19 protein-coding genes and 1 other RNA gene are annotated in these 21,065 nt (G+C 56.8%); 15 read left to right on the top strand and 5 right to left on the bottom strand.

Annotated elements, in window-relative coordinates; genetic code table 11:
- The first annotated feature begins 487 nt into the window (after positions 1-487).
- The 4 genes from HZB23_00910 (at position 488) to HZB23_00895 (ending at position 5,425) form a co-directional block, all read left to right on the top strand.
- Entirely contained in the window at positions 488-2,329 is a 1,842-nt protein-coding gene (locus HZB23_00910) for an AMP-binding protein (protein MBI5843209.1), read from the top strand.
- Positions 2,330-2,351: 22 nt separating this feature from the next.
- The gene (locus HZB23_00905) at positions 2,352-3,527 is read left to right on the top strand and encodes a thiolase family protein (GenBank protein ID MBI5843208.1); all 1,176 of its coding nucleotides are present in this window, start codon (positions 2,352-2,354) and stop codon (positions 3,525-3,527) included.
- 199 nt (positions 3,528-3,726) lie between these two features.
- Positions 3,727-4,076: a transfer-messenger RNA gene (gene ssrA / locus HZB23_00900) on the top strand.
- A 437-nt stretch (positions 4,077-4,513) separates the two neighbouring features.
- Positions 4,514-5,425 carry a nitroreductase family protein gene (locus HZB23_00895; GenBank protein ID MBI5843207.1) on the top strand — a complete coding sequence of 304 codons (912 nt, stop codon included), beginning with the start codon at positions 4,514-4,516 and terminating at the stop codon, positions 5,423-5,425.
- A gap of 98 nt (positions 5,426-5,523) precedes the next feature.
- Here HZB23_00895 and HZB23_00890 read toward each other — a convergent pair whose 3' ends face one another.
- From HZB23_00890 to HZB23_00875, 4 genes are read right to left on the bottom strand one after another with little or no spacing between them, the layout of a single operon-like run.
- Complete coding sequence (locus tag HZB23_00890; protein MBI5843206.1) at positions 5,524-5,940, bottom strand: hypothetical protein; 417 nt, start codon at positions 5,938-5,940, stop codon at positions 5,524-5,526.
- Positions 5,937-7,523: a recombinase family protein gene (locus tag HZB23_00885; protein ID MBI5843205.1), complete on the bottom strand. Its 1,587-nt coding sequence runs from the start codon at positions 7,521-7,523 to the stop codon at positions 5,937-5,939. The genes HZB23_00890 and HZB23_00885 overlap by 4 nt, the downstream gene beginning before the upstream one ends.
- Positions 7,513-8,040, bottom strand: a complete 528-nt coding sequence (locus HZB23_00880) for a DUF2924 domain-containing protein (GenBank protein MBI5843204.1) — start codon at positions 8,038-8,040, stop codon at positions 7,513-7,515. The genes HZB23_00885 and HZB23_00880 overlap by 11 nt, the downstream gene beginning before the upstream one ends.
- 32 nt (positions 8,041-8,072) lie before the next feature.
- Positions 8,073-8,321, bottom strand: coding sequence for a hypothetical protein (locus tag HZB23_00875; GenBank protein ID MBI5843203.1), 249 nt, complete (start codon positions 8,319-8,321; stop codon positions 8,073-8,075).
- Positions 8,322-8,522: 201 nt separating this feature from the next.
- Here HZB23_00875 and lexA point away from each other — a divergent pair, with 201 nt between their 5' ends.
- The 11 genes from lexA to HZB23_00820 all read left to right on the top strand — a co-directional run bounded on the left by lexA (position 8,523) and on the right by HZB23_00820 (position 19,603).
- Positions 8,523-9,149, top strand: coding sequence for a transcriptional repressor LexA (gene lexA / locus HZB23_00870; protein ID MBI5843202.1), 627 nt, complete (start codon positions 8,523-8,525; stop codon positions 9,147-9,149).
- Positions 9,150-9,191: 42 nt separating this feature from the next.
- Positions 9,192-10,358 (top strand): hypothetical protein, encoded by a 1,167-nt coding sequence (locus HZB23_00865; GenBank protein MBI5843201.1) that lies wholly within the window; start codon positions 9,192-9,194, stop codon positions 10,356-10,358.
- Positions 10,351-12,981, top strand: coding sequence for a hypothetical protein (locus HZB23_00860; protein ID MBI5843200.1), 2,631 nt, complete (start codon positions 10,351-10,353; stop codon positions 12,979-12,981). Before HZB23_00865 ends, HZB23_00860 begins: the two co-directional genes overlap by 8 nt.
- Before the next feature lie 143 nt (positions 12,982-13,124).
- Complete coding sequence (locus HZB23_00855) at positions 13,125-13,448, top strand: hypothetical protein (GenBank protein MBI5843199.1); 324 nt, start codon at positions 13,125-13,127, stop codon at positions 13,446-13,448.
- A 178-nt stretch (positions 13,449-13,626) separates the two neighbouring features.
- Positions 13,627-14,196 carry a sigma-70 family RNA polymerase sigma factor gene (locus HZB23_00850; protein MBI5843198.1) on the top strand — a complete coding sequence of 190 codons (570 nt, stop codon included), beginning with the start codon at positions 13,627-13,629 and terminating at the stop codon, positions 14,194-14,196.
- Between the two features lie 144 nt (positions 14,197-14,340).
- The gene (locus HZB23_00845) at positions 14,341-14,643 is read left to right on the top strand and encodes a hypothetical protein (GenBank protein MBI5843197.1); all 303 of its coding nucleotides are present in this window, start codon (positions 14,341-14,343) and stop codon (positions 14,641-14,643) included.
- Positions 14,643-15,659, top strand: a complete 1,017-nt coding sequence (locus HZB23_00840; protein MBI5843196.1) for a PD-(D/E)XK nuclease family protein — start codon at positions 14,643-14,645, stop codon at positions 15,657-15,659. The genes HZB23_00845 and HZB23_00840 overlap by 1 nt, the downstream gene beginning before the upstream one ends.
- 26 nt (positions 15,660-15,685) lie before the next feature.
- A complete protein-coding gene (locus tag HZB23_00835) occupies positions 15,686-16,465 on the top strand; it encodes an ATP-binding protein (protein ID MBI5843195.1) in 780 nt (259 codons plus the stop codon).
- A 24-nt stretch (positions 16,466-16,489) separates the two neighbouring features.
- On the top strand, positions 16,490-16,984 hold the full coding sequence (locus HZB23_00830; protein MBI5843194.1) for a DUF669 domain-containing protein: 495 nt from the start codon (positions 16,490-16,492) through the stop codon (positions 16,982-16,984).
- Position 16,985: 1 nt separating this feature from the next.
- Positions 16,986-17,450, top strand: a complete 465-nt coding sequence (locus tag HZB23_00825) for a hypothetical protein (protein MBI5843193.1) — start codon at positions 16,986-16,988, stop codon at positions 17,448-17,450.
- On the top strand, positions 17,420-19,603 hold the full coding sequence (locus tag HZB23_00820; protein ID MBI5843192.1) for an AAA family ATPase: 2,184 nt from the start codon (positions 17,420-17,422) through the stop codon (positions 19,601-19,603). Before HZB23_00825 ends, HZB23_00820 begins: the two co-directional genes overlap by 31 nt.
- 18 nt (positions 19,604-19,621) lie before the next feature.
- On the opposite strand, the gene HZB23_00815 is transcribed toward HZB23_00820, so the two are convergent.
- Positions 19,622-20,647 carry a TIR domain-containing protein gene (locus HZB23_00815; GenBank protein ID MBI5843191.1) on the bottom strand — a complete coding sequence of 342 codons (1,026 nt, stop codon included), beginning with the start codon at positions 20,645-20,647 and terminating at the stop codon, positions 19,622-19,624.
- Positions 20,648-21,065: the final 418 nt, after the last annotated feature.

Genomic DNA, 21,065 nt, shown 5'->3' with positions numbered 1-21,065 from the left:
TCGCTTTCAGCTCGCTTGTACGGGGCTCGATTTGAGGGGGTGAATAAGACGCTGCAATGCGCCTGATATGACGGCGCAGTCCGGCGGGCGGCCCACGGTGGATAAAGGGCCGTCCGCCGGGCCGGTGTTTCGGAAGAGTCGGCGGGCATTGACCTGCCGGTCCCGATAAGATACGAAAAAGGCAAATGTTTTTAAACTTGTGCGGCGAGCCTTTAAAACTGCTGGCCGCGACTGCTGCATGGGGGGCGGAGGGCGCGGCGGAAATCCTTTCACCGTAAGCCGCCGGGGCTTTCTTATTTTTTTCACTTATAAGCCTGTTGAGAAACTCGACACGAACAGGCTGATGAAAAACTATGAGCTGCAAGGCGTGCGAGCGAGTGGCGAGGGAGCGTACGCTTTTGTACGTGACCGAGCCGCGAGGCGATGCACAACACAGCAGATCGCGTTTTTCGACAGCCTGTTATGGCCTGAAAGGATTTCATCCGTGATTAAAGCGCTTCCGTGGCACAAGGAATACGAGGTATTCGGAATTCCCAAAACCCTTGAACCTTATCCCGAAATACCGGTTCACGAACTTCTTTACGAGGCTGCGGTCAAATATCCCAAGACTGGTTTCATCCAGGGCGAACGCTTCATATCCTACGCCGGGATCAAGGACCACGTTGACCGCTTCGCAACAGCGCTTGCACGGCTGGGCCTGGTCAAGGGCGACCGGGTGGCGACGCTCCTTCCCACCAGCGTCTCCTTCGTCATATCCGACTACTCCATCAGCCGCGCAGGGCTTGTCCACATTCCGGCAAGCCCCCTGGAGCCGGTGGCGGCCCTTGTGCACAAGTTCAAGACCGGCGGCCCCAAGGCCGTCATCTGCCTTGATGAAAACCTCCAGACCGCCCGCGAGTCCGCAAGGGCGGCGGGAGTTGAGCATATAATAGTGGCGAGGCTCGACGATTATTCGTTGAACTCCCCTCCGCCGACCTCCAAAATTTCCGACGCCCTGTGGATGTCGGAGCTTATCGCAAAGACCCCACCAGAGCCGCCAGACATCAAATTCGACGCGGCCAATGATCTGGAAACCCTTCTTTTCACCGGCGGCACCACTGGCCTTCCCAAGGGCTGTATGCTGACCCACAGGGGAACCGTGGCCAACTCGCTCCAGAACTTCCGCTTCATGGGCGGCGGCGGCAAGCTCCTGGCCGGTGCCGCCTCGGTTATCCTGGGCGTCCCCTTCTTCCACTCCTACGGCCACGTGGTCATGCACACCATGACACTCATGGGCATGAACCAGATTCTGGTTCCCGATTCCCGCGACACCGACCGGATGGTGGAAATAATACGCACCTTAAAGCCCGTGATCCAGATCGGCGTACCCACCCAGTTCATGAAAATCGCCGGCGACAAGATGAAGAACACCGGAATCATCGGCATGTCGGGCTCCGCGCCGCTGCCCCCCACGGCCCAGAAGGATTTCGAGAAGTCCTCGGGCGGAGGCATCATGGAGGGCTACGGGCTTTCTGAAATGGGGCCGGTCACCCATCTCAACACGTCCTTTCTGCTGCGCGTGATGGGCGGGCGTCCGGTGGCCAAGGTTCTCACCTTCCTCCTCACCATACCCGGAAACGCCTGGCTCCTGAACCGGCTTCTGCGCCTTGCCGGCCCCCGCGTGGTGGGCACGGTTCTTTCAAAAGCCATGTCGTTCCTGGTGGCCTTCACCGGAAAAAAGGAGGGCGGCTCCAAGACCGAAAAGCGCGGCACCATAGGCATCCCCTACCCGGACACCGAAATTCGGATACTGGACGTCAACACCATGATGCCTCTTTCCTGGGACGAGGTTCTTTCGGGAAAGCGCGGGGAGCTTCTCCTTAGGGGCCCCCAGGCCATGACGGGCTACTGGCCCACCCCAGGAACCGGCAAGGACGGCGAAGGTTTCGTCCACACCAGCGACGTGGTTACCGTGGACAAGGACGGCTACTTCACCGTCGTTGACCGCACCAAGGACATGATCATCGTGTCCGGCTACAAGGTCTATTCCCGCGAAATAGACGACATCCTCTACGAGAACCCTGCGGTGGAACTTGCGGCCACCATCGGCATTCCCGACCCCGCACGGGAAGGCTCCGAGCGCGTGGCGGTTTTCGTGAAGCTGAAGGACGGGTTTCCGAGCCCGGTCACCGAAGACGACATCAAAAAGTACCTCTCGGAAAGGGTCGCCAAGTACGCGGTCCCCAAGGTGGTGAAAATCGTCGATTCCATCCCCCAGACCGACGTTCACAAGATCAACAAGAAGGCCCTGCGGGAAGAGGCTGCGAGGCAGTTTGCAGAACAAACATAACAATCAAAAGGAGTTTCAAGTCATGGAAGAATGCGTATTCATCGATGCAGTCCGCACCCCCAATGGCCGCGCCCACGCGGAAAAAGGCTGGTTTAGGGGCCTTCGGCCGGATGATCTTCTCACTGCCTGCTACGACGCCATTTTTGCCAGAAACGCCAAGGTGAAGCCCGAAGACGTGGACGCAGTACTTGTGGGCTGCGCAAATATATCAGGCGCTCAGACGGACATCGGACGCTTAAGCTGGCTTGCGGGCGGTTACCCGGACTCGGTTCCCTCCAACACCATGACCAACCAGTGCCCAAGCGGCATGAGCGCCATAATGCACGCGGCCAGGGCCATTAAAACGGGCGAGGCCGAAATCATGCTGGCCGCAGGCGTGGAAGATATGGAAAAGGTGCCCATGGGCGCTAACTACGACTTTCCCCACCGCCTGGGCAAGCGCTACAACGGCCTTGACCTCATGATGGGCTCCACCGCCGAAAAAGTGGCGGAAGAATACAAGATCGCCCGCGCCGACATGGACAACATGTCCGTGTGGAGCCACCAGAAGGCCTGGACCGCCACCCAGGCCGGTAAGTTCAAAAACGAGATCGTGCCCATAATGGGCCTGGACGACAACGGCCAGCCCTTCCTGGTGGACCGCGACCAGTGGGTGCGCGAGAAGATGGACCCGGCCAAGCTGGCCACCATGCAAAGCCCCTTCAAGCCGGGCGGAAACGTCACCGCCGCCACGTCCTCGCCCCTCACCCAGGGAGCCACCGCCCTTCTTCTCATGAGCCGCAAGAAGGCCGACGCAATGGGCCTTTCCTACTCCTACAAGTACCACTACGGAGTGCTGGCTGGCTGCGACCCCACCCTCATGGGCATGGGCCCGGTCCCTGCCGTGAAGAAGCTCTTCGCAAAAACCGGCCTCACGGCCAAGGACATCGCGGCAGTGGAGCTTAACGAGGCCTTCGCCAGCCAGTCCCTTGCCTGCATAAGGGAGCTTGGCCTCGACAACGACAACGCGCCCTTCGAGAAGGTGAACATGTGGGGCGGCGCGCTGGCCCTTGGGCATCCCCTGGGAGAGAGCGGCGCGCGCATCATCACCACCCTTTTAAACGTCATGAAGACCGAGAAGCCGGAAGGCAAATACGGCCTGGCCTCCCTGTGCGGAGCCTTCGGCAACGCGGCGGCTCTCACCATAGAAAAGGTGTAGGCCCAAAACACTTGCGTCATGAATACAAAAGGGCCTGGGACGAACCGCTTTTAAGGTTTGAGTCCAGGCCCTTTTTTCGCCCACTGCCCCGAACAGCCCGCCAACAGGTTTCCGGTTGTTTCCCTTTAGTTTTTAAACCCGGCTTGACAGATGCCCGTAAATGACTTAGCTTAATGGTACGGCGTTTGGCTTCATCCCTGGGGGCGAACTGGTTTCGACGGGGATCATGAAGCGTTGGCTGCATACCGAGCTTTCCGTCAACTCGTTAAAAGGGTGGAAATAAATATAATCGCAGACGATTATAACTACGCCTTGGCCGCTTAAGGCCAACGTTCTTTCGGGCTTCGCCCACGGGCCTGGAATGAACGCGGACAGTGGGATAGCTTTTCCGGGGGCCTGTTGACGGAAAAGTGAAATCAAGACAGGATAGCCTTCAAGGAGTTTAGCCTGGATGACTCCGCGAAGGCGAACAACGACAACCGGGATATGTATGTAGACGCCACCGTGGATTATTTTCGGACGCGGGTTCGATTCCCGCCGCCTCCACCAAATCGAAAACAAAAACCCGTCTTTCGGACGAGAATCCTCCGGAAGACGGGTTTCGTTTTTCTTGTGTAATCAAAGGGTATTGGCCGCTTCCACATCCCCGCCGGCCATTCTCCCCCCGGACTTTTCTCCCCCTTTCCGGGGCCTTTTATTCTCCGTTCCGCCCTTATTCTCCACATCTTTCGGACCTCGTCCGATTCGCGTCCGATAGCCGATATCGTTTGAAAACAATGAGTTGAGTAAAATCTCCGTTTCGGGCGGTTGAGGTATGTCCGCGTCCGGTACCAGGGAGAGAGAAAGGAGATTTCAAATTTTCGAACTTCGGGTCCGAATGGGGGGGAAGAAAACGAAATCAACTTTGATTTCCTGCAATGGTTATTGTAAATTTTATTCTTGGAATTTGGACCATCTTTGGCCAACCGGCTTAAAGGAAAAGACAAATGGGCATTAAGACCGCTCGGACCGAGGAATCGGCCGTTGTGTTGATCGACCGCAAGGAATGCTCCGATTGCGGGCTTTGCGCTGGTGTCTGCAAGGGAGGGGTACTCACGATAAATGAGAAGCGGGTTCTGGTAGCTGCCGACACGGCCCTGGGCGGATGTTTCGGTTGTGGCCAGTGCATGGCAGTATGCCCGAACAGATGTATTGAAGTTACGGGCAGGGACCTGTCCCCCGGAGACATGATTCATCTCCCAGAAAAAGAAGATCGGGCAAGCTGGGAGGAACTCCAAAACCTAATGCTTTCCCGTAGGAGTGTGCGCGATTTTGCAGACAAGGAGATTCCAGATGAAATATTGAATAAGGTGTTGGATGCGGCCGCGGCGGCGCCTATGGGAATTCCCCCCACGGATTTGGAGGTGCTTTGTATATCCGGGCGGCAAAACGTTCGGACATTTGCTTTCGATCTCATTGAAATGATGGATAAGTCCAAGTGGATGCTCTACCCTCTGACCATAGCTCCAATGAGATTTCTTATGGGCAAGGAAACAAGCGAGGTAATGTCCAAGTTCATACTTCCCGTGATAAAGGTGCTCAAGGAGAAAATGAGGGCGGGAGAAGACTGGCTTTTCTATGGCGCGCCTACGGTATTGTTTTTCCACACATCACCCTACGCAGACCCACAGGACCCTGCCATAGCCGCAACTTTCTCCATGCTGGCGGCCCAATCTTTAGGTCTTGGTACATGTATGATAGGAACCGTTGGGCCGTTTCTGAAATACTCCAATGAGTTGAAGAAAAAATATGGCATATCAAAGAGGAATCAAATGGGTGTTGCCCTAATTATGGGATACCCAAGGATAAAATATCACAGAGCCATCAAGAGAAGGTTGGCAGGCATTCATCGACATTAAAAATTGTCCGAATAGGGGAGGCAAAAAAACTTATCGCACCAAGATTTCGAATCCACACTCAATTTTCTTCGTTTTCGGCGTTCCGACGATTGTTAGCGTCAGCGGATGATAAGCGCTTTCCTCTGTTCCTCCCAATCCTCCGAGAACCCCTGTGTCAGCTTGGCGAGTGACAGCCCATCGGGTTCCTCGCCGTTGATGAGCTTCTCGACGATGTCCGGGGCCAATGTCGCCAGCTTCAGGATGCGGGTAACGTAGGAGCCGTCGACTTCCAGGCGGGCCGCCAGGTCGCTTATGGATTTGATCTGCCCGGTCTCCAGGCACTCGGCCCAGGAAAAGGCCCGGGCAAGAGCCTGGACAACCGCCGACTGGACGGGCACCGGCGCTCCGGGGATTTCCCCGTCCAGGGCCTCGGGCGCGATGATGTTCTTCCTCCCCCGCATGCGTCTTATCAGCATGGGGATGTGGATATTGAGATTGCCGTTTTCAGCCACGATGATGGTGGGTTTCCGATTCATTTTACGGCCCTTCTTTCGTTCACCTCGCATGCCAGCCCGGCCAGTTCCGTTATCAGCGCAGTCAGGCCGCCGGTCGCAAGTTCCATGTCTATCCCCGTTTCCCGGATTTCCACTTTCTTGACCAGGAGCCGGATCAGGCGGTTGCGCTCCACCGGGAACAGGTCCTCCCAAAAAGCCTCCACGTTCTGGAACGCCTCGGACACGTCCTGCTCCGTGATGGGCCGCCCGTCGTATGCCGAGCACCGGGATGCCACGAGGGTAAGCTGGCGCGAAAGATCAACGGCCCGGCTGTTGATAGCCGTGAGGTGATCTCCCTTTCCGGCGATGTCGTTGCCAGGCTTCATCAGGTCCATAGCCTGCCTGCGGACCTTGGCCAATTCTTCTTCGAGCTGGGCCTTTTTCCTCGATAGCCGTTCCTTTTCGGCACCCTCGATTTCCCGGGCCGCGAAATAGGTCTTGGCCACCAAAGTCGGCGTCCGGAACACGGCCCCCATTTGTTCGAGGACCGCCTTTTCGATGTCGCCCGCCGGAACCCGTTTCAGCGGACAAAGGCTGACGGCCCGCTTGGCGTCCTTCTCGCAGATATAATAGGTGTAGTTTCGGTCCTTCTTGCGTGTGTAGGTCGGGCCCATGGAGCATCCGCAGTGCCCGCAGTGGATCACTCCCTTGAGCGGCGCAACCATCTTTGTCCTGGCCATGGAGATTTTGACCGGCTTGTTGTCGGCGAGAATAGCCTGTACTTTGTCCCACACCGGCCGATCTACGATCCCCTCGTGCTCACCGGGGTAGCTCGCCTCCTTGTGGATTATTTCGCCGATGTAAACACGGTTGTTCAGCAACCGGTAGACGTGCCCCGTGTTCCATTCGGCCCCCTCGCGCACCTTGCCTTTCTTCGTGGTCCACGCCTTTGTCCGGTATCCCTGGTCGTTCAGCTCCTGGGCGAGTTTCTTGGCCGACCCCACCTGGATGAAACGCCGGAAGACGTATTGGACGAGGCGGGCCTCCTCCGGATTGACCAGGAGCTTCTTGCTTTCCCGGTCAACGTCGTAGCCGAGGATCGGTACCCCGCCGCAGTATTTGCCCCGGCGCTTGGCGGCCGCAACCTTGTCGCGGATACGCTCGGCGATGACCTCGCGCTCGTACTGGGCGAAGGTGATGAGGATTCCCAGGAACATCCGGCCGGTGGGGTCGGTGGTGCTGAAGTGCTGGGTGACCGAGACGAAGCTCACTCCCTTTTCGTTGAAAAGCTCGATCATCTTCATGAAATCGAGGAGCGAGCGGGAGAGCCGGTCGATCTTGTAAACCACGATCAAATCAACCTTGCCGGCGTCTATGTCGGTCAGCAGCCTTTGGAGGGCCGGACGATCCATGGTCCCGCCGGAGAAACCGCCGTCGTCGTAACGGTCGGGCAAAAGCCTCCACCCTTGCAGTTTCTGGCTTTCGATGTAGGCTTCCGCAGACTCGCGCTGGGCGTCGAGCGAGTTGAATTCCTGCTCCAAGCCCTCTTCATGGCTCTTGCGGGTGTAGACGGCGCAACGCAGGATTTTACCTTTGCCAGCGGTAACCTTGGCGTTATCCAGCATCCGAACCTCCCAGGGCTTTTCTGCCGTATGGCTTTTTCACACCGAAAAACACCTTCCCGTTCCACTTCGTACCCGTGATCTCCTTGGCCAGGGCGCTCAGGGACTTGTAAATCCTGCCTTCGTACTCGAAGCCTTCCGCTTGGACAATTACCTCGTATCGACGGTCGTTCCAGATTCTCACGAGCCGTGTTCCCGGCAGAATTCGATCTTCGGTTTTGCGTTCCTCCGGAATTTTGCGGTTCACCATGGCCACGGGGTCGTTTTGCGCGACCTTCTTCAGATGCTCCTTGGCCTGTTCCGACAGCCCGCCATAGAAAAGTTCCTGGATGCGGTAAGCCAGGCGCTTGATCAAAAACAGCCTCTTGTACTTGGGCGGTTCGCCTCCGTATAGGTCCAGCCATTTCTCCCGAAGCTCTTCAAGGGTCATGGATTGCAGCATGGACATCTGGCGCAGGACCGAATTGCGGGTCCGGTCCTGCACCTTGCCCGCCGCGTCCATCTCTCGTAACTCATTCATTTTCTACTCCTTTTTTGTTCTCGGACGAGTTGTCATGAATGAATGCTCTGTTTCGGAGACGAATCAAGTCCTTCTTTGCCTCCAGGTGAAGATTCTTCCGAAATGGGCTTCGAACTTTTCTTCAAAGCCTTTCCGGCTTTCCGGCGTAGGACCGCCAGGGCGAGAATGGATACCGCAGCCTCGAGCATTGCCTCACCGGAAAGCCGGTCCCGGGGCCCAAAGCCGCAGTCCGGAATTCCGCAAAGCCCTTCTTTATCCAAAGAAATCTGGTAATCCGACATGAAACACCCCCGATAGATCGTCAGGTTGGGACACGGGCTCGCTCACAATGGCGGGCCTGCTTTGTACTTACCGGGGGGAGTCCCATCGTGTCGGAACCGTCTCGAAATTTTTCTCTTGACCTGATGTACATCAGGTTTATAGAATTAGGTTATCACGGTCCGTAAGGGCCTTTTCGTCTTTTATGGAGAACGGGAGAGACCATGGGCAAAACGAAGGTCGAGAGTATATCGCCCCTGCAGAGGGAGACCTTGGAAGCAATATGTAGGTGTGTGGATTCAAGGGGCTTTCCGCCCACCATCAAGGAGTTGAGCGAAACGTTTGGCATAAGCCACGCCAGCGCCCACGACCGGGTGAACCAGCTTGTCCGCAAGGGATATCTCAAGCGCGAAGGAAACAAGGCCCGGGGACTCAGCATTGCCCGGCGGCCCAGGGAAATGGTCGCGGCATTGGTGTCGGTGCCTGTGGTGGGAGTCGTGGCCGCCGGGCTACCCATTCTGGCCGAGGAGAACATCATCGGCGAGGTGCTCGTTGAAGCGTCCACGATAAGGTCAGGCAAGTATTTCGCGTTGCAGACCTCGGGCGAAAGCATGATCGGCGCCGGGATCGGCGACGGTGATCTCATCATCGTGCGCAGGCAGCCCATCGCCGAGAACGGGGACATCATCGTGGCGCTCGTGAACGGCGAAGCCACGGTGAAGCGGTTAAAAATTAAGGATGAGCTGATCGAGCTTGCGCCCGAAAATCCAGGCATGAAGCCGATCCAAATAAAGCCGGAGGACGATCTGCTGGTTCTGGGCAAGGTCGTAGGGTGGAAAAGGAAAGGATGAAGACGGGCGGCAACTGAACACAGGAAACGACAGGAGTGACCGATGGCGACTTTGAACGTGCGACGCTTTTCGAAGCCTGAGGTGCTGAGAAGGATCGGCAGGAGACACCTCCTCGCCTTTCTCGCCCCTCACGAAGCCTATTTCAAGACCAGGGGCGTGGAACTCCCTCCCGCGCTCGCGGAGGACGGTCTGAACTACGGCGAACTGGGTCACATCCTGTTGACTCCGGATTCTTCGACTCCCCCGGACCTGGCCGAGGCACTGTTCTACGTGAACGAGATTTCGACCCCGGAAGGCTTCGACGCCATCCAGGAAGCGATCACCGGTTCCGAACTGGACGTGGAAATCGGAGAGGACGCGGCGTTCGCAGACCTCGCCGTGCAGGTCTGGAACAAGGCGCCCGAGGTCATAGAAAAGGTCCATGCGGAGCAGCGGCTTTGGTCACGAAAGACCTTCGAGTACTTCAAGACGGGAGCGGACCCGGTTCCTCCCTTCGTGCAGCCGACGGAAGAGACCCTCGCCGCACTGGGAGCGGATCTCGACGAGTGGTTCGCCAAAAAGCGCCGCGGGAAATACACGAAGGTCCATGTGGTCCCGAGGGCGGATTATGTCATGTTCATCGTCAGGCACGGCAAGCCCTACACCCGCGAATCGGTGATCGACAAGGGCGAGTCCGCCAGTCAGTATTTCCGGCCCGAAAGGTACGACGTCGTGGTCTACAACCCCTCCATCGGCGAAATCAGGATCAACGCCGAGACCAAGGGCGAAAGGGAACTGTACCGCGCCAAGTTCGGCCTCCACGTTTTCGGGGATTCCGAGTTTTTCGACCGGCGCAGCAGGTTCGATCTCGAACCGCTCCGGCGGACCGGTGAGGACTCGTTGCTATGCGAGGACATCGAAGGAATCGAGTCCGTCAAATTGAAGGAGGTTCAGATTTTTTACGGCGGTACACAGAAGGATTACGACATCAGAAGATCGGAAGATTTTTTCGCGTCTCTCCGGGAACGCGAGCGTACCTTTCCGGCGGGCGGCAAACTCACGAGAGCGAAATTCCTCATCAAGTTCGCGGACTCCAAGACGCCTCGGACCATCACCCTCAGTTCCGGGAACCGCGCGCAATTCAAGCGGGACGACGACGGAGAGATCATTGAAAAATGGCTGGGACTCAGGGGCTTCATCGCAGGCAATGGGAACGGGCGGCATGGATGATCCGATATGGGATGTGCTGGAAGACCTCCCGGGCGAAGCGGCGGCACTATTCGATTGGAACCTGCGTCTCGGTGCCTGGCCCAGGTACGAGGCTTTCAAGAGCCGCTTTTTCCGGTTGACCCGCGATCACGCCTCGGCGGTGGACTGCCCGACGGCTTGCGGACTCGGTTGCCCCAGGAAGGTCGTCGAGCATTCACCCGATGAACTCGTGGCGGTCTGCCAGGAGCGGGAGGCGGAGCCTGTTCGACTTTCCGCGCAGGACCTGCTCATATACAAAATCGATCACGGCAGGTTCAATACGGAGGTTTGCTCGGCCTTGGGAATCGAACACCGCGGAAGCAAGGTTGACGGTTGCAGCCACACTTGGCGCCTTGGGGATTTCGTTTGTCGTGATGGCAAACGATTTCCCGCTTATCTGTCATTTCAGGAGGATAGCGCAAACTTTTCAGAGGTGGCCAATCTTTTATTTCTACAGCATAATCAACCAGTTATTCTTCTGGCACCGACACGCCGCCACTTATCTCTGCATACAGAAAATTCTCTTCGTCAACACAAAGCTTATTTTTTTCCAATGAAGGAAATTTTTTCATTCAACGCCCATGGTAGGATCAAAGCGAAAAAGGCAGCTATTGATGCATTACTTGAATCGCCCGATGAACAGGATTCCAACCCACAAGCTTGCGAAATCTCGATAACGCACTTCGATGTAGAGACGAGGACCGGCCAAAATCGCAAACAAGCAGCAAGGTGGGCCTGGAAATGTCTTGAGGAGATTTGTATGTCCTTTTGCAATCTCCATTGCTGCAAGATTTCTGGTTGCTTGCAGGATGATGCAGGATTCCAGGGTCAACCAAAGGATTGGAACACCGCCCAGAAGCAACTTCACGAGGCGTTTTCATATCTTCCAGAGTTGTCAGCGGCTGATAGGAAATGTCCGGCCTGCTTGATTACCGAGGCATTATCGAAATTCCCGGTGCTTGCCTCATACTCTGCCGTGAAGCCGGTTGCTACACTTAAACTCAACGGTATCGATTGCTATCCAGAAGTTGTCTTCTGTGGGGCAGGCCCACAGACCGCGTCGGTGCCGTGCGCAATAATCGAGACCTCGATGGAAGTGTGCGAATACAGCATCGAAACCCGATGCAGGGAAATGGCGCTTTTAAGTTTTTCTGAGGATGATATGCCAGTGATCCCACCATGGGAAAGCGGAAGAATTCTGAATGCTTTGAAGCAAGGCAAAGAAATAGCTCAATCATTATGGCAAATGAAAAATTCCTCTGAGGAGGATAGACCGGAATGTAGCCCGTTGTTCAGATCAAATCTTTCCACTGCTGTAACTGCGTGCATGAGCCTCCGGGATCTTTTTAGAATTCGATATTACTTTACAAAAGCTATAGATAATAATGAGGCAATGCTTCTTCATAATGCATTGGTCCAGCATATTGAATCCATTTTAAAAATTGAGCCGCTGTTAAAAAAGATTGCAGATGAGTTGTATGTTAAGCCGGAAATAGACGATTTTCCCTCCGTTGAACAACTTTCAATATTTTATTCAGTTATGTTATTGAATCACCCAGACGCGACAAACCAAGGTGAAGATAGAAATAAAATCAATATGATGATGTGTACATTAATCAAAAACTGTATGTCTGAAGCAAACCAACCGGTTCAAAATATTGCAAATCAAATAATCCAGTTAAAAATCAACGATTGTCGTTTCCCGGCACCAATTGGAGATCAAACTTTTATTGAACCGCGACGCTACTTTCAGATGCTCAAAACATATTGGAATCTATGTAGAACAGCATTAATAAACAGAACTGAGCATGTGGCATTTTTGAATCCTTATCCTATCGCAGGATTATTCATAAATATACAAGCAAGGCTCCGGATTTGCTTTGATGGCTTTTCGATGTCTGAAGTTGTTGATAAAGAAAGCAATTTTATAATCATTAGTGACCTTATTGATGCTTTGATGCAATGGGACCAGGATGAATTTGATATCGGTGGAGAGGATATCTGTCAGCGTATTCAGAATGTAGACCTTTGGCTTGAGAGAACACAACTATCTATCGGCACAAAGATTTATGAAGTCACTCAAGAAGAGAGCACATTCATTGATTTTGCCACAGCAAAGATCAGCGAATATGATGCAATCATTAAAAGCACTTGGAATAAGAAATTGGCCGAAGTAGATGCCATGGCCAAAAGAGCCAATTCTGCAGATAGCCACAAGCAGGTAGTCCAGAAACCCGCTCCCGAACCTTCCCCTGAAACCGCAACGACAGAAGAAGGCAGGTTCGTGATAGAACGTAAGGAAGTCGGCGACGAGGTCCATTGGTTCGTGAACGGTGAGGACAAAGGCCGCTTCTATTCCAGGACGGAAACCCACAGCTCCAAGATCATCGAAATACTCTTCGACCAGATCGGTTATGGTTGGGTTCGCCATAAAACCTTCATGGATGCGTGCGCTTGGAAGGAAGATGAGTATTTTCCAGCTTCGGGAGACCCAGGCCGCATGCAACGGCAACTGACCAACATTCGAAAATTCCTCGGTGTTAATGTTGAGTTCCGTAGGAAAAAAGGCGTTCGTTTCGCCGAAAACGTAGTCAAGTCCAAATAGCAGTCCAAAGAAACATTTCTTAAAAAATATTTCCTTCCCCATGAGGCCGCAGGCGAAAAACCTGGCGGCCTTTTTTGCGTTTTTAGGACCGCTGTTTGGAATTCTGCCTTCCACGACATCACCCCAAGTCAGGAGGCAGAACAATGACCACATCCAAAAGCAACCTCACCCAACAGAAACAGCAGTTCATCGGCCTGATGCAGCGCCTCAACTTCGGCTGCATCGAGGGGCTTATCGTCCGTGACGGCGAGCCGGTTCTGGAACCAAGGCCCCGCGTCGTAAGGGAAGTGAAATTCTGCTCCGAGAACGGCCCGCGTCCCGAGGCCGCCAAGCAGGATTTCACACTCAAGAAAGAGGTGCGCGACCTGTTCGCCCAAATCGAGGCCCTGGGTAGCGGGACCATCCTCTCCCTGGAGGTCAAACACGGACTCCCCTTCAAAATGAGCTTCGAGGAGGACGCCGCCTGAGAACGGGGCCCGGCCCCCCGATTTTGAATTGAACTTTTCGCTTTTCAGTACCTGACAACCAACCGGCCACGAAGTGGAGGCGTTGTGGGTGCCGCTCGCGCGGTGCACCTGCAACGCTTTCCCGGCCGGTCACAGCCCTTGTCGGCACCCACGCCCCCTCGGCCACGAGGAGGTTCAAATGGGTTCCGACAATCGTTTCGATGCTCTCGACGGGTATGCACTCAACCTCATCAAGTACAAGGCGCGGCAACTGGTCGGCAGGGCGGGTTTCACCCCGTCGGATCGCGACGACCTGGAGCAGGAAATGCTCCTGGACCTGATCCAGCGCATGCCCAAGTACGACCCGGACCGTGCCGGCGCGCGCACCTTCATCGCCCGCGTGGTGGCGCACAAAATCGCGGACATCATCCTGGCGCGCAAGGCAGGCATGCGGGACTTCCGCATCTGTTTTTGCTCGCTCGACGATCACCTGGAGGACGAGGAAGGCGGCCTCATAGCCCTCGAAGAGTACCTGGTGCGGACCGGCAAACTCGCCCGTCCCGTTACCGAACGCCACGACCTGTTCATCGACATTCACAAGGTCATGGCCCGGCTCCCGCCCAAACTCCGCGAACTGTGCAGGCGGCTCAAGACCGAGACTGTCGCCGAAATCGCCCGCGATACGGGCGTTTCCCGCGCGGTGATCTACGAGAGCATCACAAAGCTGCGCGCAATATTCGAGGAGGCCGGTTTACGGGACTACCTGTGACGTTCCGACAGTCCGGGCCGGCCTCCGGTAGGTATAGAGCGGGCGGCGGATCGAATCGGCGGAGAAGCCGAAAAGACATTCGCCCCCGGCGCGCCTTCGACGGACAGCATACAACGAAATGGAGGTTCAACCGTGAACCGGGAAATTTACCGATACGACTTCGACTCCGAGGTCCCGATCCGGGACGTGGAGGACTCCCTGCTCCTGGCGGTGCTCGCCGCCGAGAGCCTGCATGGGCGAGCGCTGGTGAGGCTCGACGCCTCCTTCCAACTGGACCCGAAGAAACGCTCCTGCGTGGTGGACGCGGCGACCGAGGTCGGGCGCGCCATCGCCCGCATCTTCACCGGCTTTCTCACCCGCGAGTTCGGCGAGGACGCCTTCAAGGTCTCACGCGAGGGCTTCGCTCCCGCCGCCGGGCCGGAACTCCAAGCAACGGGGGCCGCGTGATGGAATCGAAAACGACCACCACCTATTCCATGTGGAGCCTGTTCCGCAACTGCCGCAAGGCCTGCGAGTGGCGCTACATCCGGGAGCTGGTGCCCCTGGAACGCGAACACAGCCTGGCCTTCGGCGCGGTGATCCACAAATGCCTGGAACTCTGGCACGACGGCAGGGACCTCGGGCCGGTCCTCGACTTCATCGACCGAACCTACGTGAACCGCACCCAGGAGGAGGACCAGAGGCGGGACTGGCACCTGGCTTCGGCGATGATGAAGGGCTACGCCGCCTGCTGGCCGGTCGAAGAATTCGAGGTCGTGGCCCTCGAGAAAACCTTCGAGGGGAGCATCGTCAACCCGGCCACCGGCGCTATGTCAAGGAGCTTCGTGCTCGCCGGCAGGGTGGACGGCGTCGTCCGGATCGGCAATGAGCACTTCCTCCTCGAACACAAGACCGCCTCCCAGGTGGACGCGGATTACCTTGAGCGGCTCTGGACCGACTTCCAGATCACCCTCTATTCCCGCTACGTTGAACAGGCGCTCGGCATCAAAATCGCGGGCGTCCTCTACAACATTTTGGTCAAGGCCCGTCTTCAACAGAGCCGCGGCGAGACCGAAACCGAGTTCGAGGCCCGCCGGGCCGAACTGATCGCCAAGTCCAAGACCGGCAAGAGCAGCGCCAAGCGCAGGCTCCCGGAAAGCGACGATGAGTTCCAGGACCGGCTTGCCGCCAAGTACGCAGAGCCGGGCATGTTCCAAAGGGAGATGCTCTACCTCTCACGCGACCGGTTCGAGACCCTGCAGTCCGAGCTCTGGGAACTGACCCAGGCCTTCCTGGACGCCCGCAGGCGCGGCGTCTTCTACCAGAACACCGCCTTTTGTTTCCACTACCACCGTCCGTGCTCCTACTTCCCGCTCTGCCGGGCCGACGGCAGCACGAACATCAGCGAAAACTTTTACCGCAAAGTCCCCCCGCACGAAGAGCTGCGGGACGAGGCCTCGTTCGAAGATGCTCCGGCTTTTTGAAGACCCCACAGAAAAGGAGAACCGAGATGTTGCCCGCGAAAAAAAGTCCCCCCAAGCAGGATCACGCAGATCTCACGGTGCTGGTGTACGGCCCAAGCAAGATCGGCAAATCGACCTGGTGCTCGAAGTCCGAAGGCGCGCTGTTTCTCGCCACCGAACCTGGCCTGAATTCCCTGGACGTGTTCCAGGCCCCCATCCGGTCCTGGGAAGAGTTGCTTGCAGCCTGCGCGGAAATCGCCGAGGGCAAGCATTCGTTTCAAACGATCGTGCTTGACACGGTGGACAACGCCTACCGGATGTGCAGCGACTACATCTGCGCCAAGTTCAAGATCGAGCACGAGTCCGACCTCGGCTACGGCAAGGGCTGGGCGCTGATCAACAACGAGTTCCAGCGTGTCCTCACCAAGCTGGCCTTCCTGCCCTACGGCCTTTTCCTGGTCTCCCACTCCCAGGAAAAGGAAATCGAGACCCGGACCGGCAAACACATCCGCATCGTTCCTACGCTCCCCGACAAGGCCCGCAAGATCGTGCTGGGCATGGTGGACTTGATCCTCTTCTGCGACCTGGAGGTGACGAGCGACGAGAGCGGCAAGCCTGTCTACCGCCGAGTCATGCGCACCAAGCCCAGCCCCCATTACGAGGCGGGCGACCGCACTGGAAGGCTCCCCGACACCATCGCCCTCGATTTCCAGGCTTTTCTCGATGCGTTCAACAAGCCGCTGGCCGGGGCCAAGGCCGGCGCCCCGAAACCGGTGCCGGCTCCGGGGGACGCGCAGGACAAGAAGCCCGCGCCCGCCGGTAAATAGACCCCATAATTGGAGGAACAGACCATGCAGAACGAAGACTATGGACATTTAGACCAGCCCCGCGGCTCCGAGGACATCGACCTCGCCCAGTTCGACGACGATTTCGCGCATGCCGAGGTCGAGGAACGGGAGTTCGAGACCATCCCGGACGGCAAGTACCAGGTGAACGTGGAGCGGGTAGAGCTGACCCGGGCCCAGACTTCGGGCAACCCCATGCTCAAGTGGACCCTGCGCATCCTGGCTCCGAAGTTCCGGGGAAGGCTCCTGTGGCGTAACAACGTCATGGCCACCCGCGAGAACATCAAGTGGCTCAAGACCGACCTGCACACCTGCGGCCTCGACCTGGAAAAGCTCTCCGAGCTCCCGGCGAGTCTGGAAAAGCTCATCGACGTGAAGCTCGAGGTCACCAAGCGCACGCGCGGGGACAACGAGAACGTCTACATCAACCGGCGCATCGTGCTCGAGGACGGCGGAGACGAGTACGACGCGGCGGCCCGAGACGCCCTTGCCCCGTTCTGATGTGGGCCGGATCACCGTCGTAGTCGACTCGAGGGAGCAACTTCCCTACGCCTTCGATCCCGGCCGCACGGAGGTCGTCCGCCGCGCCCTCCCGGCCGGGGATTACTCCATCGAAGGCCACGTGGAGTCCGTGGCGGTGGAGCGAAAGACCCTGGAGGATTTCGTCTCCACCGTCATCCGGTCCCGCAAACGCTTCACCAGGGAACTGCGCCTCCTCTCCGGGTACGCCGCCGCGTGCGTGGTGGTGGAGGCGGACCTCCGGGATGTGCTCGACTGCCGTTACCGCTCCGGCGTGCACCCCAATGCCGTCCTGGGGGCCGTGCTTTCCATCGTCATCGACTTCGGCGTCCCGGTGTTCTTCTGCTCGGACAGGCAGGCCGCCTGTCGGTTCGTTGAAGATTTTTTACACAGGTATCACCGGAAGGTATCGAGACGATGGAACCAGGAACGAACAGCCGACCCGTGACCCTCCGGGGCCGGGTCGAGACGGTGTTTTACGCCGGGTCTCGGTTTTCCGCGGGGCGCCTTGTCACGACATCCGGCGACGAGGTCCCGTTCGCAGGGCGGCTCTTTGCCCGTGAGAACGAGCCGGTCGTGCTGAAGGGCCGCTGGGTGACCCACCCGAAGTACGGCCGCCAGTTCGATGTTGAGGCCATGGAATACGACCTCGACCTGGACGCGGACGGCCTCGCCCATTACCTGGCCAACCACCCGGAGATGAAGGGAATCGGCCCGGTCAAGGCCCGCCTGATCGCCGAGCGGTTCGGCAGGGACTTCGACCGGGTCGTCACCGACGAGCCGGAGCGGATCGCCGAGGCCGCCAGGCTGCCCCTGGAAGCCATGCGCAAGGTCCGCGCGGAATGGCTCAAGACGCGCGAGACCAACAAGGTGATCACGTGGCTTTCCGCCTTCGAACTCACCCACCACCAGGTGACGAGCCTGGTGAAGAAGTTCGGCAACGACGCTCTTGGCCTGCTCAAGGCCGATCCCTACATCATCGTGCGCGAGGTCCGCGGCTTCGGCTTCAAGCGCGTAGACAAGATCGCCCAAAAAATGGGCACGGCCAAGGACGACCCGGCACGCATCCGCGCCGGCATCCTCCACTGCGTGAACGAGGCCCTGGACCAGGGCGACTGCTGGATCGAGTTCGAGGACCTGGTGGACCAGGCCAACCTGCTGTTGGTCATGGACGTGCTCGACAGCCGGGACCGCATTGAGCGCGCGCTTGACCGGATCATCGAAGAGAAGGTGCTGGTCTGCGTTTCCCACGGCGGAAGGTTCCTCGTCGCCAAGCCGGAGATCCGCGAAATGGAGGAGGACCTGGCCAGGGTCTTCCATGACGCGGGAAAACCCAACCCGCACTTCCCCGACCGGGAGAGACTGCCCGGCATAGTCGCGGAAACCGCTCCGCAGCTAAACGACGGCCAGCGGCAGGCGGTTCTCACCGCGCTCAGCCATTCCATATCGCTCGTCTCAGGTGGGGCGGGAAGTGGCAAGACCTTCTCAGTCTCGGCCATCACCCGCCTGTACGAAGAACGGGGCCTGAGCGTCGTGCTGGCCGCGCCCACGGGCAAGGCCGCCAAGCGCCTGGAACAGGTCGTGGGCCGAACCGCTGCCACCATCCACCGGCTCCTGGGCTTCAACGGCAGGGACTACGCCAAGGGACCGGACGATCCCATAGACGCGGACGTGATCGTGGTGGACGAGGTTTCGATGGTGGACGTGCTCCTGGCCTGGCGCCTGTTCAGGGCCATAGACCTCGAACGGACCGCCGTGGTGCTGGTGGGGGACCACAACCAACTGCCCCCGGTCGGGCCGGGAAACATCCTGCGCGACCTGATCCAATCGCGGGCCGTTCCCAAGGTGATCCTGGACCGGGTGGTGCGGCAGGCGGGGGTGCTCAAGGAGAACTGCATCGCGGTGTTGAACGGCGAGGTACGCAAGACCAGCGACCCGGAGCCTTCGGGCCGCCGGGCCTGGTATGTGGTGGACCAGTTCACGGACCAGTGGGACGCCCAGCGGTTCGTGCTGGACCTCTTCGAAAACGTGCTCGTGGAGCGCCTCGGGTTCGACCTCGTGAACGACGTCCAGCTTCTCACGCCGACTCACAAGGGCCCGCTAGGCACGCGCGAACTCAACTGCGCGCTGCAGAGGCTTATCCAGCGCAAGCACTGGAACGTCGAGGCACCGCCCACCCCGCCAGGCCGCAGGCCAAGGTTTCTACCCCGCGACAAGGTCATCCAGACCCGGAACAACTACGACCTCGGCGTTATGAACGGCGCCGTGGGCGTGATCCTCGACGTAGGACGCGACGGTTCCCTGACCATGGACTTCGACGGCGCTCCCGTGGAGATCGAGGCGGGTTCACCGAACCTGCAGGACATCCAGCTCGCGTATGCCTTGACGATCCACAAAGCCCAGGGCTCGGAGTTCCCTTGCGCCGTGGTGGTTGTCCACAAGTCGCATTCCTTCATGCACCACCGGAACCTGCTCTACACGGGCGTCACGCGCGCCAAGCAGACCACTATCCTGGTCGGCGACCGCTGGGGGATAAGAAATTGCGCCTCCCGCCGCCAGGTGGACGCCCGAAAAGCGTTTCTATCTTTGCTTCTCTCGTAAATATCGAAGAGGAACCTTTTAACTAAAGTAATTACGGAGAACTCTACTCGCCCCCTCCAGGAGATACGGAGCAGCCATGGAAACATAATTCTTCTCCATCTTTGTAAAATTCATCGCATTAGCCGCCCTAATGACAGTATCACTAAACGGCTCAAAATTTTTTCGAGGGGCATATCCTATACTTAATGAAACTTGTCTTAGCTTTGATGATAGTTTAGCCCATTTGAATCCGTACACACGACGATGGAAATCGTAGCATGCGGCTTCCGATGCCCTATGTGATAGATGCTGAAAAACAAAAAAGAATGTATCATGCCCGCATCTCCCTTTAGGTATAGTTGGAGAAAGACGCGATTTGAGGTAGTGAGCAACTTTCCAAATGACGCGATCTCCTACAAGCGCTCCACAGAGCTTATTAATCTGAGTCAAATTATCGATATCAGCAATACAAACGGTCCACATCTCAATCTTTGACCTTCTGAATAAATCAGGTACAGTCTTTAGGAGCTGTTCCAGACCTATCGAGATGTCTAAGTATTGTCTCAGTTCTTCTGATGGCGCGTGTGTCGGCGCAGAAGAATAGGTTACTGTGGAGGGACTGACTCCACCAAGTGGAAACTTCTCTTGCAGCAAAAAATAGTGCTCTGGTGCTACAACTTCTAAAATTTTTCGAAGACCAACGTCATAATCTGGAAATAGGTCACAGTATTGAATGGATTCGAGCCGCTGGTCACGAGGGCCAGCCCCATCTATTCTCACCGGAATTAAATAGATTCCACCATACGGCATTTTTTCCATCTCTTCCATAGCAAGACGAAGTTCCTTTTGCACATAACCTCTCTTGTCAACTGAATTTGAAGAGATCAGGGCAATGAAATATTTCGAATTTCGAATCGCCTTTTGGATTTCCGCGTTCCAATTTTGACCTGGCAAAAGGTCCATCTTATCTAACCAACATGAGATACCGTGTGCAAACAAGTCTGTGTAGATTCTATGCGCCCAATCGAAATCTTCATGGGCATAACTAATGAATATTCGGCTCATGTAATGCTCTCAATCTTGGTGACCAGCCAATGATACACCAACCAGCCTACCCCTCGGCACTGCGTTGCGGTGTTCGTATAAAAAGGCTCCGGGAATCTGAAGAGAAATCGGCTTAACTACTTGAGTAGCCTCCCGCCACAGTCCATGAACCTCTCTATTGCTGTTTCTTATGCGGATAGGCATAAGACCCTCTTTGTGCCAGGATATCGATGGGACTTCGGCCTCCCTTAGCCCACTGTAAGCGGCATTAGTGTATCCGATAGATAAAAAAATCCCTTCTCACAAACCTTCCATTTTCCAGCAAATGTCCAACGGACCGAAATTGATGATTTTATACCACACTATTTCTTGAAAGTTCAAGGCGTCTCTGCTTTCGTCAAAATTTCCCTCCCTCCGGTATGTAAGAGAGCAGGGCGGC

It is taken from the genome of Deltaproteobacteria bacterium, assembly GCA_016235345.1.
Classification (GTDB): Bacteria; Desulfobacterota; Desulfobacteria; order Desulfobacterales; family Desulfatibacillaceae; genus JACRLG01.
The sequence above is the reverse complement of the archived record's forward strand: the minus strand, read 5'-3'. Positions and strand labels throughout refer to the sequence as shown.